General features: G+C 70.7%; 11 protein-coding genes. 8 read left to right on the top strand and 3 right to left on the bottom strand.

Annotated features, from left to right (window positions below):
• Positions 1-41 precede the first annotated feature (41 nt).
• Positions 42-1,700, bottom strand: coding sequence for an FAD-dependent oxidoreductase (locus tag LWF15_RS00740; RefSeq protein WP_232808345.1), 1,659 nt, complete (start codon positions 1,698-1,700; stop codon positions 42-44).
• 237 nt (positions 1,701-1,937) lie between these two features.
• Between LWF15_RS00740 and LWF15_RS00735 the strand changes: the two genes are divergently transcribed.
• Positions 1,938-5,297: a hypothetical protein gene (locus LWF15_RS00735; RefSeq protein ID WP_232808344.1), complete on the top strand. Its 3,360-nt coding sequence runs from the start codon at positions 1,938-1,940 to the stop codon at positions 5,295-5,297.
• Between the two features lie 3 nt (positions 5,298-5,300).
• On the opposite strand, the gene LWF15_RS37205 is transcribed toward LWF15_RS00735, so the two are convergent.
• A complete protein-coding gene (locus LWF15_RS37205; RefSeq protein ID WP_232808343.1) occupies positions 5,301-7,412 on the bottom strand; it encodes an acyltransferase family protein in 2,112 nt (703 codons plus the stop codon).
• Between the two features lie 146 nt (positions 7,413-7,558).
• On the opposite strand from LWF15_RS37205, the gene LWF15_RS00725 reads away from it, so the two are divergent.
• The 5 genes from LWF15_RS00725 to LWF15_RS00705 are packed head-to-tail and all read left to right on the top strand — an operon-like array spanning position 7,559 to position 10,821.
• Complete coding sequence (locus tag LWF15_RS00725; RefSeq protein WP_232808342.1) at positions 7,559-7,813, top strand: hypothetical protein; 255 nt, start codon at positions 7,559-7,561, stop codon at positions 7,811-7,813.
• Entirely contained in the window at positions 7,813-8,823 is a 1,011-nt protein-coding gene (locus LWF15_RS00720) for an FAD:protein FMN transferase (RefSeq protein WP_232808341.1), read from the top strand. The genes LWF15_RS00725 and LWF15_RS00720 overlap by 1 nt, the downstream gene beginning before the upstream one ends.
• Entirely contained in the window at positions 8,820-9,401 is a 582-nt protein-coding gene (locus LWF15_RS00715) for a ferric reductase-like transmembrane domain-containing protein (protein ID WP_232808340.1), read from the top strand. Before LWF15_RS00720 ends, LWF15_RS00715 begins: the two co-directional genes overlap by 4 nt.
• On the top strand, positions 9,398-10,615 hold the full coding sequence (locus LWF15_RS00710) for an NADH-ubiquinone oxidoreductase-F iron-sulfur binding region domain-containing protein (protein ID WP_232808339.1): 1,218 nt from the start codon (positions 9,398-9,400) through the stop codon (positions 10,613-10,615). Before LWF15_RS00715 ends, LWF15_RS00710 begins: the two co-directional genes overlap by 4 nt.
• A complete protein-coding gene (locus LWF15_RS00705; RefSeq protein ID WP_232808338.1) occupies positions 10,612-10,821 on the top strand; it encodes a ferredoxin in 210 nt (69 codons plus the stop codon). Before LWF15_RS00710 ends, LWF15_RS00705 begins: the two co-directional genes overlap by 4 nt.
• 38 nt (positions 10,822-10,859) lie before the next feature.
• Here the strand turns inward: LWF15_RS00705 and LWF15_RS00700 are convergent, their stop codons facing one another.
• The gene (locus LWF15_RS00700) at positions 10,860-11,960 is read right to left on the bottom strand and encodes a hypothetical protein (protein ID WP_232808337.1); all 1,101 of its coding nucleotides are present in this window, start codon (positions 11,958-11,960) and stop codon (positions 10,860-10,862) included.
• 207 nt (positions 11,961-12,167) lie between these two features.
• Here LWF15_RS00700 and LWF15_RS00695 point away from each other — a divergent pair, with 207 nt between their 5' ends.
• Positions 12,168-13,052: a sulfurtransferase gene (locus tag LWF15_RS00695; RefSeq protein ID WP_232808336.1), complete on the top strand. Its 885-nt coding sequence runs from the start codon at positions 12,168-12,170 to the stop codon at positions 13,050-13,052.
• A gap of 76 nt (positions 13,053-13,128) precedes the next feature.
• Positions 13,129-14,109, top strand: a complete 981-nt coding sequence (locus tag LWF15_RS00690; protein ID WP_332879868.1) for an ADP-ribosylglycohydrolase family protein — start codon at positions 13,129-13,131, stop codon at positions 14,107-14,109.
• Positions 14,110-14,125 lie beyond the last annotated feature (16 nt).

Here is a 14,125-nt window from a genome sequence, read left to right as displayed (position 1 = left end):
CCAACGTTCTCGACACGCGATTAATGCCCTTACGGATGCACTCAGGGGTGCGCCAGGTACTGGTGCACGAGCGTCACGGCCATCGCTCCCTCACCGACCGCCGAGGCCACCCGCTTGACCGAGGCGGCCCGCACGTCGCCGGCCACGAACACCCCGGGGATGCTGGTCTCCAGGTGGAACGGGTCGCGGTTGGGGGTCCAGCCGGCCGGCCGCCGGCCCGAGTCGAGCAGGTCGGTGCCGGTGATCAGGAACCCGGCCTCGTTGCGCACCAGCTGCTCGGGCAGCCAGTCGGTCTTCGGGGCGGCGCCGATGAAGACGAACAGGTGCCCGCAGTCCACGTCCTCGGTGGCCCCGGTGGTGCTGTCGCGCAGCACCAGCTTCTGCAGGTGCCCGTCGCCCTGGCAGGCCACCACCTCGGTGCAGGTTCGCACCTCGATCCGGTCGTTGCCGCGGATCTGCTGGATCAGGTAGTGCGACATCGAGCGCTCGAGGTCGGGCCCGCGCACCGCCAGGGTGACCTTGGCGGCCTGGCGGGAGAAGAACATCGCCGCCTGACCGGCCGAGTTCGCCCCGCCGACGATCACCACGTGCTGGTCGGCGCAGGCATCCGCCTCGGTGGCGGCCGAGCCGTAGAACACGCCCTTGCCCACCATGTCGTCGGCGCCGTCGGCCCCCAGCCGGCGGTAGGAGACCCCGGTGGCCAGCAGCACGGCGTGCGCGGCGATCCGGCTGCCGTCGTCGAGTTCGAGGATGCGCTTGGGGCCGTGCGTCTCCAGCCCGACCACCCGGCGGGCGGTGAGCAGTTCGGCGCCCAGCCGGCTGGCCTGCCGGCGGGCCCGGTCGGTCAGCTGACCGCCGCTCACTCCGTCGGGGAAGCCCAGGTAGTTCTCGATCCGGGAGCTCTGCCCGGCCTGACCGCCGGTGGCCCGGCTCTCGACCAGCACCGTGCGCAGACCTTCGGAGGCGCCGTAGACCGCCGCACCCAGCCCGGCCGGACCGCCGCCCACGATCACCAGGTCGTAGAAGTCCTCGGCCGGGGTGGTGGAGAGACCGATCTTGTCGGCCAGCTCGCTCAGGGTGGGCCGCAGCAGCGCGTCACCGCCGGCGGTGAGCACGACCGGCACGTCGTCCTCGCCCGCGCCGGCCGCCTGCAGCAGCTTGCGGCCTTCTTCCTCCTCCACCGTGTACCAGTGGTAGGGCATGCCGTTGCGGGCCAGGAAGTCGCGCACCTCGTGCGAGCGGGCCGACCAGCGGTGGCCGATGATCCGGGTGGACTCGACCTCCGGGTCGCCCGCCGCCGCCCAGGTCTCGAGCATCTGGTCGACCACCGGGTAGAGCTTCTCCTCCGGCGGTTCCCACGGCTTGAGCAGGTAGTAGTCGACGTCGACGACGTTGATCGCCTCGATCGCCGCGTCGGTGTCGGCGTAGGCGGTCAGCAGGGCCCGGCGGGCGCGCGGGAACAGGTCCATCGCGCGCTCGAGGAACTCGATGCCGTTCATCCCCGGCATCCGGTAGTCGGCCAGCAGCACCGCCACCCGGTCGCCGCGCAGGCGGATCTCCTGCAACGACTCCAGGGCCTCGGCGCCGGAGTCGGCGCGGACCACACGGTATTCCTCGGCGTAGCGACGACGCAGGTCACGAGCGACGGCCCGGGAAACGGACGGGTCGTCGTCGACCGTGAGAAGGATCGGCTTGCTCACCGGCTGAAGCTCCTCAGGCTGGGGGGATCCGAGCGTAGTTCGGGGCCCGGTGCGGGCACCAGCAATTACGCCTGTGGCGCAGACAGCCTGACACCCCTCGGAACGACGTGGTCACGAGCCGTGTTCGGGTGGTGAACCGTTACGTGATCTGCCCCGCTTTCGTCTCGATGCCCTTGCCGGGCTCCACTACCCTCGAACGGGTAGATCGCCCGAGTCGGAAAGCTAGGGAGCATGCACGTGACCGACTGGGACCCCTCCGCGGTAGCGGCTGTGCTGCGAACGGAGAACCGGTTCCCAGGGGGTGCCGTGGTCGGTGTTCTCGCCGTCGGTCACTCCCAGACCCGCATCTGGGTGCTGGAGTCCGAACGGCTGGAGGACGCGGCGGTGGCCGCCCGGCCGGTGGTGCTGGCCGAGCGCCGGCTGCCGGGGGTCGGTAGCGAACTGTTCGACCGGCTGCTGCTGGAGCGGGCCCTCGGGCGTCTGGCCGAGATCCCCGGGGCCGACGAATCGCTCACCGACCGGCTGCGGGAGCCGGCCGGGGAACCGTGGTCGCGGCTGCGCAAGCACCTGATCGACCAGGTGCGCCGGGCCCGCGAGGAGCTCACCGCCTGGCACAGCGCCACGGTCGAGGTGGACGAGATCCCCGGGATCAGCCCGGACGGCCCGCTCCGGCTGGACCGGATCGAGCTGGACAACGCACTGCGCCCGCACGTGCTGCAGATGGCCCGCGAGTTCGGCGCCACGATCGAGGAGTCGGGCCGCCGCCCCTCCCTGCTCGACGGCATCTACCTGCTCGGCGACGGCCAGATGCCGCTGATCGTGCGCTCGGTCTACGACGTGCTCGGGGTCAGCCCGACGGTGGGCCACAACCGGGTCGGAGCCGACACCCGGAGCGTCTCGGGTTTCTCCGAGCCGGTCACCCCCCACGGCATGCGACGGGTGTCGGCCCCGGAGCCGGCCCGCCCGGCCTCCCCGCCACAGGGGCTGAGCCTGCGCCCCACGCCGCCCCGGCCGAAGAGCAACGGCAAGCGGATGGTGGTGCCGGGCCGGACCACAGCGAAGCCCGAGCCCGCACCGGTGTCCCGGCCGAGCGTGGATCCGGACGACGCCGAGCTCTACCGTCCGGGAACCGCCGAGGCCTCGGCCCCCGAGGGGCAAGAGCTTCCAACAAAGGACGGGGATCTCGCCTCAATCTCTCAGCCGCCGGTTGCGGAGGCGGTTGGCTTCGGGGAGGACGCCTGGGGCACCAGGGAGGCCACGGCGGCCAAGGGGACGCCGGTCGCTGGGGCCACGGACAACGGGACGTACGTAGACGGTCCGCTCGTCAACGGAACTGTGGTCAGCGGGGTCGTGGTCAACGAGGCCGTGGCCAACGGGACGTCGGCCGGTGAGACCTCCGTCAATGGGGCCTCGAGCAACGGGATCCGGAGCAACGGGACCTCGACCAGCGGGCCCCCTGCCGACAAGACCATGATCGACGGAATGTCCGTCAACGGGTCGGCGGCCAATGGGACGTCGGTGACCGGGGCCTGGAGGAATGGGACCCCGAGTGGCAGGACGTCGCCCAGCGGAACGTCGCCTAGCGGGACGACAGCCAACGGAACCTCGGCCAACGGAACCTCGGCCAGCGGAACCTCGGCCGACGCAACCTTGGCCGATGGGACGTCTGTCAACGGGTCGGCGGCCACCGGGACGACGGTGAACGGGACCTGGAGTGACAGGACCCCGAGTAGCAGAACCTCGAGCAGCGGGACGCCGGCCGACGAAACCTCGATCGATGGGACGTCCGTCAACGCAACGACGGCCACCGGGACGTCGGTGAACGAGGCACGGAGTGTCGGGACCCCGGGTATCGGGGCCCCGAGTAGCGGGACCTCGAGCAACGGGACGACGGCTAACGGAAGCTCGGCCAGCGGAATATCGGCCCAAGAAACCTTGGCCGATGGGACGTCTGTCAGTGGGGCAGCGGCCACCGGGACCTCGGCCCACGAAACCTCGTCCAGCGGAACGCCCGTCAATGGGACGGCCACCGGGACGACGGCGAACGGGACCTGGCAGGACGGGACCCCGAGCAGCAGAACCTCGACCGGCGGCGCGACGGCTGACGAAACCTCGACCAATGGCACGCCCGACAACGGGACGACGGCCTATGGGACGACCGTGGGCGGAGCCCGGAGCAACGGGACTTCGACCAACGGGACGCGGGCCAACGGCACCCCGAGCAACGGGACCGCGGCCAGCGGAGGGCTCGCCAACGAAACTTCGACCTACGGAACGCCCGTCAACGGGACGACGGCCCACGGGACGACCGTGAACGGGACCCGGAGTAACGGGGCTCCGGCCGACGGAACGCTGCCCAACGGGACGCTGACCAACGGGACCTCCGTCAACGGGACCTCCGTCAACGGGACCTCCGTCAACGGATCGTCCCGCAACGGAGCCTCGCCCAACGGGACCTCGGCCTCGCTCAACGGCGCCTCGGTGAAGAACGGCACGGCGCGGCCCACCCTCAACGGCACCCACGTCGTGGCCTCTACCAGCACCGACTCGACCTCCTCAGGCTCCTCGGCTTCCCCGGCGGACAAGCTCAGCGACTTCGGTCCGCCGGCCCTCACCGACACCGGATCGCTGCGCCTGCTGCGCGACGAGGACGACGGCTTCGACGAGAACCGCCTCACCGGCACCCAGCCGCAGGCTCGCAAACGTCGTAAATTGGTGGTTCCGGTGCTCGGCGGGGTGACCGTCATGGTCGCCGCCTCGCTGATCGTGGTCGGCCTGGTGCGCAACGACGAGCCGGACAACACCGCATCGGCCAGCCCGGTCTCCGCGGGCTCGGACCTCAGCGCGGCCAGTACCGCCCCCTCGCCGAGTCCCACGTTCTCGCCGACCCCCGAGGTGGTGGCCCTGCCCGCCGTAAAGGGGCTCAAGGCCCGCAAGGTCGGTATCGCCGTCGCGCTGACCTGGGAAGAGGTCGAGGGCGCGGACCGGTACGCGGTCTATCGCGATCCGGGTACGCCCGACGAGAAGGTCCGCACCGCAGTCACGACCAAGCTGACCGACCGGCCGGGCGACGGCATCACCCACACCTACGCGGTGGTGGCCCTGGACGAGCAGGAGAACGAGGGGGTGCCCGGCCCCGAGGTGAAGGCCAAGGCGCTGGCTCCCTACAAGAAGGTGCAGCACATCGCCAGCGAGTGGACCGCGGTCGTGCCGCAGAAGCCCAACCGCCCCGGCGAGTCCGGCCAGGTCTGCGTGCCCAAGGCGAACAAGCTGAACGGGTCGGACGGGCGCATCGTCTGCAACTACCCGGACGGGCTCAAGGTGACCCTGTTCCACTACGACACGCCGGAGACCACCGACCGCCGCCACGACGACCTGGCCGCGACCAAGGGCGTCAAGAGCGGCCTTTGGACGATCGAGCGCAAGGAGAAGGCCGAGCTCACCGGTCGGCAGCTGAGCGGCCGGCGGATGGGCGGGGCCTGGCGCTGGACCACGTACGACTCGGCGCCGAACTATGCCGTGCAGCTGCAGTGGAAGGGCCACTCACCGGCCGAGCTGGCCAAGTGGGTCAAGCAGCACAAGCTCCTGCCCAACTGACAGTTACGGCTTCGGCATCAGTTCCTCGGCCAGCAGCGGGGCCAGCAGCCGGGCGTACTTGCCGGTGATGTGGTTGTCGTCGCGGTAGATCAGGGTGTTGCCCACCACCACCGGGCAGCTGGAGTCGCTGCAGAACCACGGCATCGGGTCGACGACGCGGGCTCCGGCCGCCTGCACCTCCTGCGCGATGCGGGTGCGCTGGGGTGACTCCGTGGCCCGGTCTGCGCTCTGGGCGCAGTTCTGGACGTCGCGCGGGTTCAGAGAAAGGCATTCCGGCACATTAGTCTTCGCGGCCGGAGTGTCGGCCAGGAACACCAGGTCGGTCTTCTTGGCCCGCAGTCGCCCGGCAGTCGAAGCCCAGCCTCGGGCCCAGGTGCCGTCCACGTCGTCGTTGCCCTCGGTCAGGTCCATGTGGTCGGCGATCGACGTCATCACCACCAGGTCGGGGCGTAGGGCGTTGATCCGCGCGATCGAGTTCTGCCGCCAGTCGTCGCAGGTGCGGTAACCGCCTCGGAAAGCCTCGGCGTAGAGGCTCACCTCGGCCGGGGTGCACATCACCTTGGTGAAAACAGCGAGCCGCCAGTGGTGCTTGCGGGCCATTGCTTCCATTGCCGGGAACCATTGCGCTGCATGCGAATCGCCGAACAGCACCACCGTGGTTCGTCCCTTGGTCCGACCAAGGCTCAGGCAGTGTTCCGGGGTGTGGTCCTCGGCCACGGCTACGAAGCAGCCGTTGCTGCTGATCGAGGGCTCGTCGGTGGCTGCCTCGGTGAGCGGGGGTACCAGGTTCCGGGGGAGCGCCAAGGCCTGTGTGGCTGCCTGCAGCCGCCGGCTCAAGGCTTGAAACCGCTGTGAAGGTGGGCCTTCCAGCGTCAGGCTGGTGGCGAGCGTTTCGCCTTGGGGGCGGCGGTCGGGCAGGGTCGGGATCAGCAGTGCTACGGTCACGGTCACCGCGGTGAGCCCGACCGCCAAGGCTCCGGCCGCTCCGAGGTGCGAGCGCAGATGCTGATGGTGGCGCAGCGGCTGCTCGACCAGGCTGTAACTGATGCAGGCCAGACCCAGGGCGACCAGTGTAGTCAGAAGCTTTTCGTAGTTTGCAATCTCACGGCCGAGGATGTGTGGTGCCAGTATCAGGGCGGGCCAGTGCCACAGGTACCACGAGTACGAACGGGCACCGATGAACTGCGGCAGGCGCAGTCCCAGCATTCGCCCGCAAGCACTTCCGGGCCGCAGGCCCGCTGCGATCACGGCCGTTGTGCCCAGCACGGGAACGGCCGCGTACCAGCTCGGGAACGGGGTGCTGGCATCGAAAGCGACTGCGGCGTAGACAACCGCAACCAGACCCAGCCAGCCCAGAACTGGAGCGAGCCGCTGAACGAGCGGTAGGGACGTCCATAGTTGGTGCTCTTTGCCCCACAGCATCGCCACCGCGAGCAGGGAACCCGCACCCAGCTCCCAGGCCCGGCTCGGCGCGCCGAAATAAGCTGCGATCGAGGAGGTCTGGCTGCCGGTGACCGACTCGACGAAAGAGGCTGCCACCAGAGCGGCCAGCAAGGCGATGAACACCGCGCGCCGGCGCAGCAGCACCAGTCCGATCAACACCAACAGTGGGATGAACAGATAGAACTGTTCCTCCACGGCAAGTGACCAGAAGTGCTGCAGGGGGGATGGGGAATCGCCGGCGGCGCGGTAGTCGTTGCCGGACTGGATCAGTCGAATATTGATCACATATCCGGCGGCGGTGGCGGCATCGTACGCAATGGCGCGCAGACGCAGCGGAGGCAGCCAGACCCAGGCTGCAATCAGGGTGGAAACCAGGACGAGAGTGGCGGCGGGAAGAAGCCTCAGAGCGCGGCGGGCGTAGAACCGGCCGATCCGCAGACGCCCGGTGGCGGTGGCCTCGCGGGCCAGGTGTGAGGTGATCAGGAAGCCGGAGATCACGAAGAAGACGTCCACACCGACGTAGCCGCCGCTGAAAACGCCTACGCCGCAGTGGTAGAGCACCACCAGCAGCACGGCCAGGGCGCGCAGGCCCTCGATGTCCGGGCGAAAACCCGTTCGGGGAGCTGACTGCGCCTCCTGTGCCGGGACCGGTCTGATCTCGACATCGCTCACGGTGAGGGCATCGGCATTCCGGCCCCGGCGCTGACCTCCCCCTTTCGGCCCACAGGGTCGTACAGCGGATCCTCAGACAGCGCGCCGGACCCTCCCAGGCAGGCCGCCCACAGTGGTGCCCACGACAGCGGAGGAGAGACCGACGGATGAACGCTCGCAGCCAGGCCCACCGCACCACGGTGGCCGTGACCTCCGGCCTTGCGGTCGCCGCAGTGGCCACCACGGTGACGGTGGGGCTGGTGGCGGCCCGTTCCGAGAACGCCGACAGCACCGGCACCGTGGCCGATCCGGACACCTCCTCCTCGGCAACGCAGTCAGACCAGTCCAATTCCGGCAGCTCCGGCAGCTCGGGCATGAGCCCCGGCAACGGTTCCGCCGACGCCACTTCCGGAGGTTCGTGATGCCCCTGCTGGAGACTCTTCCCGTCCTGCCCACCGTTCGCCAGTGGCCGGTCTGGAGCACCACCGTCCGCATCGTGGTGACCGACCCCGAGTTCGCCGACCGGGCCGCCGCGCTGGTGGCCGAGCAGCTCGCCGAGGTCGACCAGGCGTGCAGCCGGTTCCGCGACGACAGCGAGCTGGCCCAGGTGCAGCGGGCCCGGACCTCGCAGGGGGTCACCGTCTCGGCGCTGCTGGCGGTGCTGCTCGGCGCCGCCCTGGAGGCCGCCGAGAAGACCGACGGCGACGTGGACCCCACCCTGGCCGACGACCTGGCCGCCCTGGGCTACACCGAGGACTACTCGGTGATCCAGGCCCGGGCGGGTGACGTCATCGTGCCGATCACCCTGAGCCGGCGCCGGCGGCCCAGTTGGCGCGACGTCTCGCTGACCGGGCGGGAGCTGCGGATGCCCGAGGGCATGCGCCTCGACCTGGGGGCCACGGCCAAGGCCTGGGCCGCCGACCGGGCCGCCCGCACCATCGCCGCCCGCTTCGGCGTAGGCGTGCTGGTCTCGCTAGGCGGCGACATCGCCACCGCAGGCCCCGCTCCCGCCGAGGGCTGGCAGGTCCTGGTGAAGGACGGCAGTGACGAGCCGGCCGCGCAGGTGGGCCTGGACGAGCCGACCGCCGGCCTGGCCACCTCCAGCACGGTCAGCCGCACCTGGCGTAACGGCACCCGGGCGGTGCACCACATCCTGAACCCGGCCAGCGGCCTGCCCGCCGAGCCGGTCTGGCGCACGGTCTCGGTGGCGGCGGGCTCCTGCCTGGACGCGAACATCTACTCCACCGCGGCGATCGTTCGGGGTGAGGACGCCCCGCAGTGGCTGCGCGAACTCGGCCACCCGGCCCGGCTGGTGGCGGCCGACGGCACCGTGGTCACGCTCAACGGCTGGCCGCGCGAGGAGATCCTCGCCGTCGACGCCGAGCCGACCCACGAGATCAGACTGCCGGCCGTGCCCGGGCGCGCGGCATGACCAGCGATGCCCTCTGGTACCTGGCCCGGGGCAGTGGCGTGGTCAGCCTGCTGCTGTTCACGGTCGTGGTCGCCCTGGGCATCGCCAACCGCTCCGGCCGGCCCTTCGCCGGGATGAACCGGCTGGCGGTGGCCTCGGTGCACCGCAGCGCGGCCCTGCTGGCCCTGGTCTTCCTGGTGGTCCACGTGGTCGCGCTGGTCTTCGACCCCTACGCCCAGCTCGACCTGATCGACCTGGTGCTGCCGTTCGGCTCCGGCTACCGGCCGTTCTGGGTCGGCCTCGGCACCCTGGCCCTCGACCTGGCCCTGGCCGTGGCGATCACCAGCCTGCTGCGGGAACGGATCGGGCACCGCGCCTGGCGGGCCGTGCACTGGCTGGCCTACGCCATGTGGCCGGTGGCCCTGCTGCACGGCATCTTCTCCGGCAGCGACCGCGGCACCGCCTGGATGCTCGTGATCGACGTGTTCTGCGTGGTGGTCGTGCTGGCCGTGGCGGCCGGTACCCACCCCGTCCTCAACCCCGCGGGGGCCCGGGCCAAGGCACCCGAACTCGTGACTTCCCGAAGGGAGCAGCGATGACCATGACCGCCGTCGACCCGACGCAGGGGCTGCGCATGCCGCCCGACGGGCCCCGGCTCTTCGCCGCGCCCGGTCCGGAGCTGACCGTCCACCTGGCCACCTACGGCACCGTTCCGGAGGTGACGCCCGCGCAGTTGCTCGAGCAGGTCCGCATCTCCGGCCTGACCGGGCGGGGTGGGGCCGGCTTCCCCACCGTGAACAAGCTCGAGGCGGTCACCGGCCGGGCGGTGGTCGTGGCCAACGGTGCGGAGGGTGAGCCTGCCAGCCGCAAGGACGTCGAACTGTTGCGCCGCGCACCGCATCTGGTGCTGGACGGCATCGAAGTTGCGGCCCGGATCACCGGCGCGCAGGAGGCGTTCGCGTATCTGCGGCCGGAGGCCGTGCCGGGCGTGCAGCGGGCCCTGGCCGAGCGCCGCAGCGCTCTGAACATCACCATCGTGGCGGCCGCCGACGGCTTCGTCAGCGGGCAGGAGACCGCCGTGGTCAGCCGGCTGAACTCAGGCCCAGCCCTGCCCCGCTTCAGCCGGCACCGGATCTTCCAGCGCGGCGTGGGTGGACGGGCCACGCTGGTGCAGAACGTGGAGACGCTGGCCCACCTGGCGCTGATCGCCCGCTACGGCGGCCGGTGGTTCACCACCGCCGGAACTGACGACTCCACGGGCACTTTCCTTGCCACGGTGGGCGAGACGGTGTGGGAAGTCAACCACGGCCTACCTCTTCGGCACCTGCTCGCCCCGGCCGCCGACCGTCCGGTCGAAGAACTGCAGGCCGTACTGGTCGGCGGCTATCACGGCACCTGGGTGCCCCTCCCCACCGCCCTGGACGCTCCGCTCTCCAGGGCGGGCCTCGAACCCTACGGAGCCGGTCTGGGCGCAGGCGTGCTGATTCCCCTGCCCGCCACCGCCTGCGGCCTCGAAATGACCGCGAAGATTGCCACCTACCTGGCCAACCAGTCCGCGAAACAGTGCGGCCCGTGCCAGTTCGGCCTTCCCGAGCTGGCCCAGCACCTGACCGCGCTGACCCAGGGCAAGGTCGGCCGCGACGCCGTCCACCAGGCCGCCGGCCTGGTCGAGGGCAGGGGAGCCTGTAAGCATCCCGACGGCACCACCCGGATGGTCCGCAGCGCTCTCAGGGTCTTCGCCGACGACGTCCGGCTGCACCAGCACGGCCGTTGCCTGGCGCGGATCTCCGAACCCTACGGAGGGGCCCGGTGACCCGTCCTCTGATCATCGACTGGACCGCCTGCGAAGGCCGCGGCCTGTGCGCCGACCTGCTGCCCGAGGTGCTTACCCAGGACAAATGGGGATACCCGCAAAGCCGCTCCGGTCACGACTTCTCGATCCCCGACGAGCTGGAGAAGGCCGCGCGCAAGGCCGTGCATCTCTGCCCCCGCCTGGCCCTACGGCTGCAAAACGACTGAGGGGGCACGGAATCCGCGCCCCCTCAGAACTCAAGCTCTTACGTCAGCCGGGTCACCGTGGTCTCACCGGTCGAACCACCCTGCGGATCCACGTGCACCCGCCACTGGCCGGTCACGTTCGGCATGAAGGTGCAGGTCTTGGTGGCGCCGGTCAGGTCGCACCCGAAGGTCGCGGTGCTCGCGCCCGGTGCGTACAGCCACAGCTTGGCCGTGCCGGTGCCCCAGTTGTTGCCGGTCACCTTGATCGGCAGGTCGTCGTTGGCCACGCCGTAGGCGCCGAACCAGGCGTCCTGGCCCTTGACCCCGAGCTTGACCGTCACCGGGACGTTGGTGTCCAGCTGGCCCTTCCAGAGGTCGGCGGCCAGCGCCAGGGTGAGGTTGCCGGTGGCCGCGCCCTGCGGGTCGACCACGAAACGCCAGTAGCCGGTGGCGTCCACGTCCAGCTCGTAGAACGTCGGGGAGGCCAGGTTCAGCACCTTGTACAGGTGGCCGGACGGGTTGTACACGTAGCCGTAGGCGGCGCTGTTGGCGGGCCACGAGGTCGCGGTGGCCTCGAGCGCGATGTGCGCGCCCTGCTCGGCGTGGAAGTAACCGCCGGCGTTCTGCCCGGCGACCGTGGTGGCGAGCTTGTACTTGCCGCCCACCTCCATGATCGGCTTGGGCTTCGGCGGCGTGGTGGTGTCGGCCGGGTCGGTCGGGGAGGCGTCGGCGGCGTAGGTGAAGGTGGTGGTGCCGGTGGTGTTGCCGGTCGGGTCCACCTCCACCTTCCACAGGCCGTTGGCCTCGGCGGTGGCGTCGAAGAACGGGGTCTGGCCGTTGTTCACGGCCCACTGCTTGTAGAAGATCCAGGACGAGCCGGTGGCGTTCGGCACGTACAGCCGCATCACCGCGCTGCCGCCGGCCGACCAGGCGGAGGCGCTGGTGGCGATCGAGACGTGGTCGCCGTTCTCCACCCCGAAGGTGTACGAGACGGTGTCGTTCGCCACGGTGACGGCCGCGGTGACCGCCTTACCGCTGGTGAGCGTGCCCTGGTACTTGTCCGCCGCCTGGGCGGACTGCGCGGTCGCCAGCCCGGCCAGGAAGAGGCCGGTGGCGGAGATGCTGACGGCGGCGCGCCGGAGCAGAGCCTGTTTGTTCATGATTCCCCCGTGAGTGATTGCTCGGCCGGACCCCCATCCGGCCACCACGAACCCTAGGGGTGACGCTTCGGGTTTGGATCACGCGCCACGCCGGTCTCCCAGTTCCCACCGGCCCCAGCGGGAATGATCTCTGCCGCCCGCAGAATTGCTGGTGACAGCGGCGAGGATAGGCTCGCCGAGCCGGAACCCGCCTGGACGGAGCACAAGATGACGTTGTCTCACGACACCGACCCGAAGCTGGCCGAGTACGCCCACCCGGAGCGGCTGGTCACCACCGCGTGGCTGGCCGAGCACCTCGGTGAACCGGGGCTGGTGGTTCTCGAGAGCGACGAGGACGTGCTGCTGTACGAGACCGGCCACATTCCCGGGGCGGTCAAGGTCGACTGGCACACCGAGCTGAACGACCAGGTCACCCGCGACTACGTGGACGGCGCCCGGTTCGCCGAACTGATGTCGGAGAAGGGCGTCGGCCGCGACAGCACGGTCGTCATCTACGGCGACCGCAACAACTGGTGGGCCGCCTACGCCCTCTGGGTCTTCACCCTCTTCGGTCACGAGGACGTGCGTCTGCTCGACGGCGGCCGCGCCGCCTGGATCGCCGAGGGCCGCGACATGACCGACGAGAAGCCCGCCGTGACGGCCACCGAGTACCCGGTGGTGGAGCGCGACGACACGAAGGTCCGGGCCTTCAAGGAAGACGTCCTGGCGCACCTGGGCCGGCCTCTGGTCGACGTGCGCTCGCCCGGGGAGTACTCCGGCGAGGTCACGCACATGCCCGACTACCCGCAGGAGGGCGTGCTGCGCGGCGGGCACATCCCGGGGGCGGCCAGCGTGCCCTGGGCGCGGGCAGCGGCCGACGACGGCCGGTTCCGCAGCCGCGCCGAGCTCGCCGCGATCTACGAGCAGGAGCAGGGGCTTTCGGCCTCCGACGACGTGATCGCCTACTGCCGGATCGGCGAGCGCTCCAGCCACACCTGGTTCGTGCTCACCCACCTGCTCGGGTTCGAGCAGGTGCGCAACTACGACGGGTCGTGGACCGAGTGGGGCAACTCGGTGCGGGTGCCCGTGGTCCGGGGCTCCGAGCGGGGCTGAAGTTCGTAACTGAAGACGTCGGTGGGCGCGCGGGTGCGCGCGCCCACCTTTCGATCCCCGAGCCTCTGGAGCGGTCATCACCACCGAATCCCTCATCGCCGGTGCGCTTCTCGGCGTGCACGCAGGTGACTCCCTGGGTGCCAGCCTGGAGTTCATGTCCTTCGGCCAGGTCCGGGAGGCCTATCCCGACGGCCTGCGCGAGATCGTCGGCGGCGGGCCGTTCGACTGGCCGGCCGGGCACGCCACCGACGACACCGACCTGACCCGGGCGGTGCTGCTGGCCTACCTCGAGCCGGGGGCCGACCTGGTCGCCACCGCCGGCCAGCACATGCTCCACTGGTTCGACGGCAACTGGCCGGGCCGCACCCCGGGCAGCCGTCCGGTCGACGTGGGTGGGGCCACCGCCACCGGGCTCACCCGATTCCGCAGTTCCCGCGACTGGCGCCGGGCCGGAGCCGGCGCGGGCAGCGCGGGCAACGGCTCGCTGATGCGCTGCATCCCCACCGCCCTGGCCCGGGCCGACGTCGAACCGGCCCAGCGGGCCCGCGAGGCGGCGGCCATCTCCTCGATCACCCACGACGACGCGCGCTGCGTGCAGGCCTGTGTCGCCTACACCGAGATCGTGGTGGCGCTGCTGGCCGGGGAGAGCGCCCAGGAGGCGGCCGGGGCCGGGGTCCTGGCGATGCAGAAGGCCCGTCCGGCCGACGGCGCGGCCGCGGTCGAGTTGGCGATCGGGCAGGGCCTGCAGATCGACCTGACCAGGGCGGTGGTGAAGGGCGACGCCGGGCTGGCGCACGGCGGCACCGGCTACGTGCTCGACTCGCTCAGCCTTGCGGTGGCCGCCCTGGTGGATCCCCGCCCGGCGGTGGAGTCGCTGGTCGACGTCACCCGCCTCGGCGGTGACACCGACACCAACGGGGCGATCGCCGGTGGTCTGCTGGGGGCCCGGGACGGGTTGTCGGCGTGGCCCGGGAGCTGGACCGAGCGCCTGCAGTTCGATGCCGAGTTCCGGGCCGCAGCCAGCACGTTTGCTGCCCACTACCGGTCGGCAACCTGAACGCAAAGTCTCCTTA

This window comes from Kineosporia rhizophila (genome assembly GCF_021277265.1).
Classification (GTDB): domain Bacteria; phylum Actinomycetota; class Actinomycetes; order Actinomycetales; family Kineosporiaceae; genus Kineosporia; species Kineosporia rhizophila.
This window is presented reverse-complemented; position numbering and strand designations above follow the sequence as displayed.

Excerpts from the sequence above, each read along its gene's own strand:
- LWF15_RS00710 (WP_232808339.1), top strand. The coding sequence starts at position 9,398 with ATGACCATGACCGCCGTCGACCCGACGCAGGGGCTGCGCATGCCGCCC.
- LWF15_RS00700 (WP_232808337.1), bottom strand. The coding sequence starts at position 11,960 with ATGAACAAACAGGCTCTGCTCCGGCGCGCCGCCGTCAGCATCTCCGCC.
- LWF15_RS00695 (WP_232808336.1), top strand. The coding sequence starts at position 12,168 with ATGACGTTGTCTCACGACACCGACCCGAAGCTGGCCGAGTACGCCCAC.
- LWF15_RS00720 (WP_232808341.1), top strand. The coding sequence starts at position 7,813 with ATGCCCCTGCTGGAGACTCTTCCCGTCCTGCCCACCGTTCGCCAGTGG.
- LWF15_RS00715 (WP_232808340.1), top strand. The coding sequence starts at position 8,820 with ATGACCAGCGATGCCCTCTGGTACCTGGCCCGGGGCAGTGGCGTGGTC.
- LWF15_RS00725 (WP_232808342.1), top strand. The coding sequence starts at position 7,559 with ATGAACGCTCGCAGCCAGGCCCACCGCACCACGGTGGCCGTGACCTCC.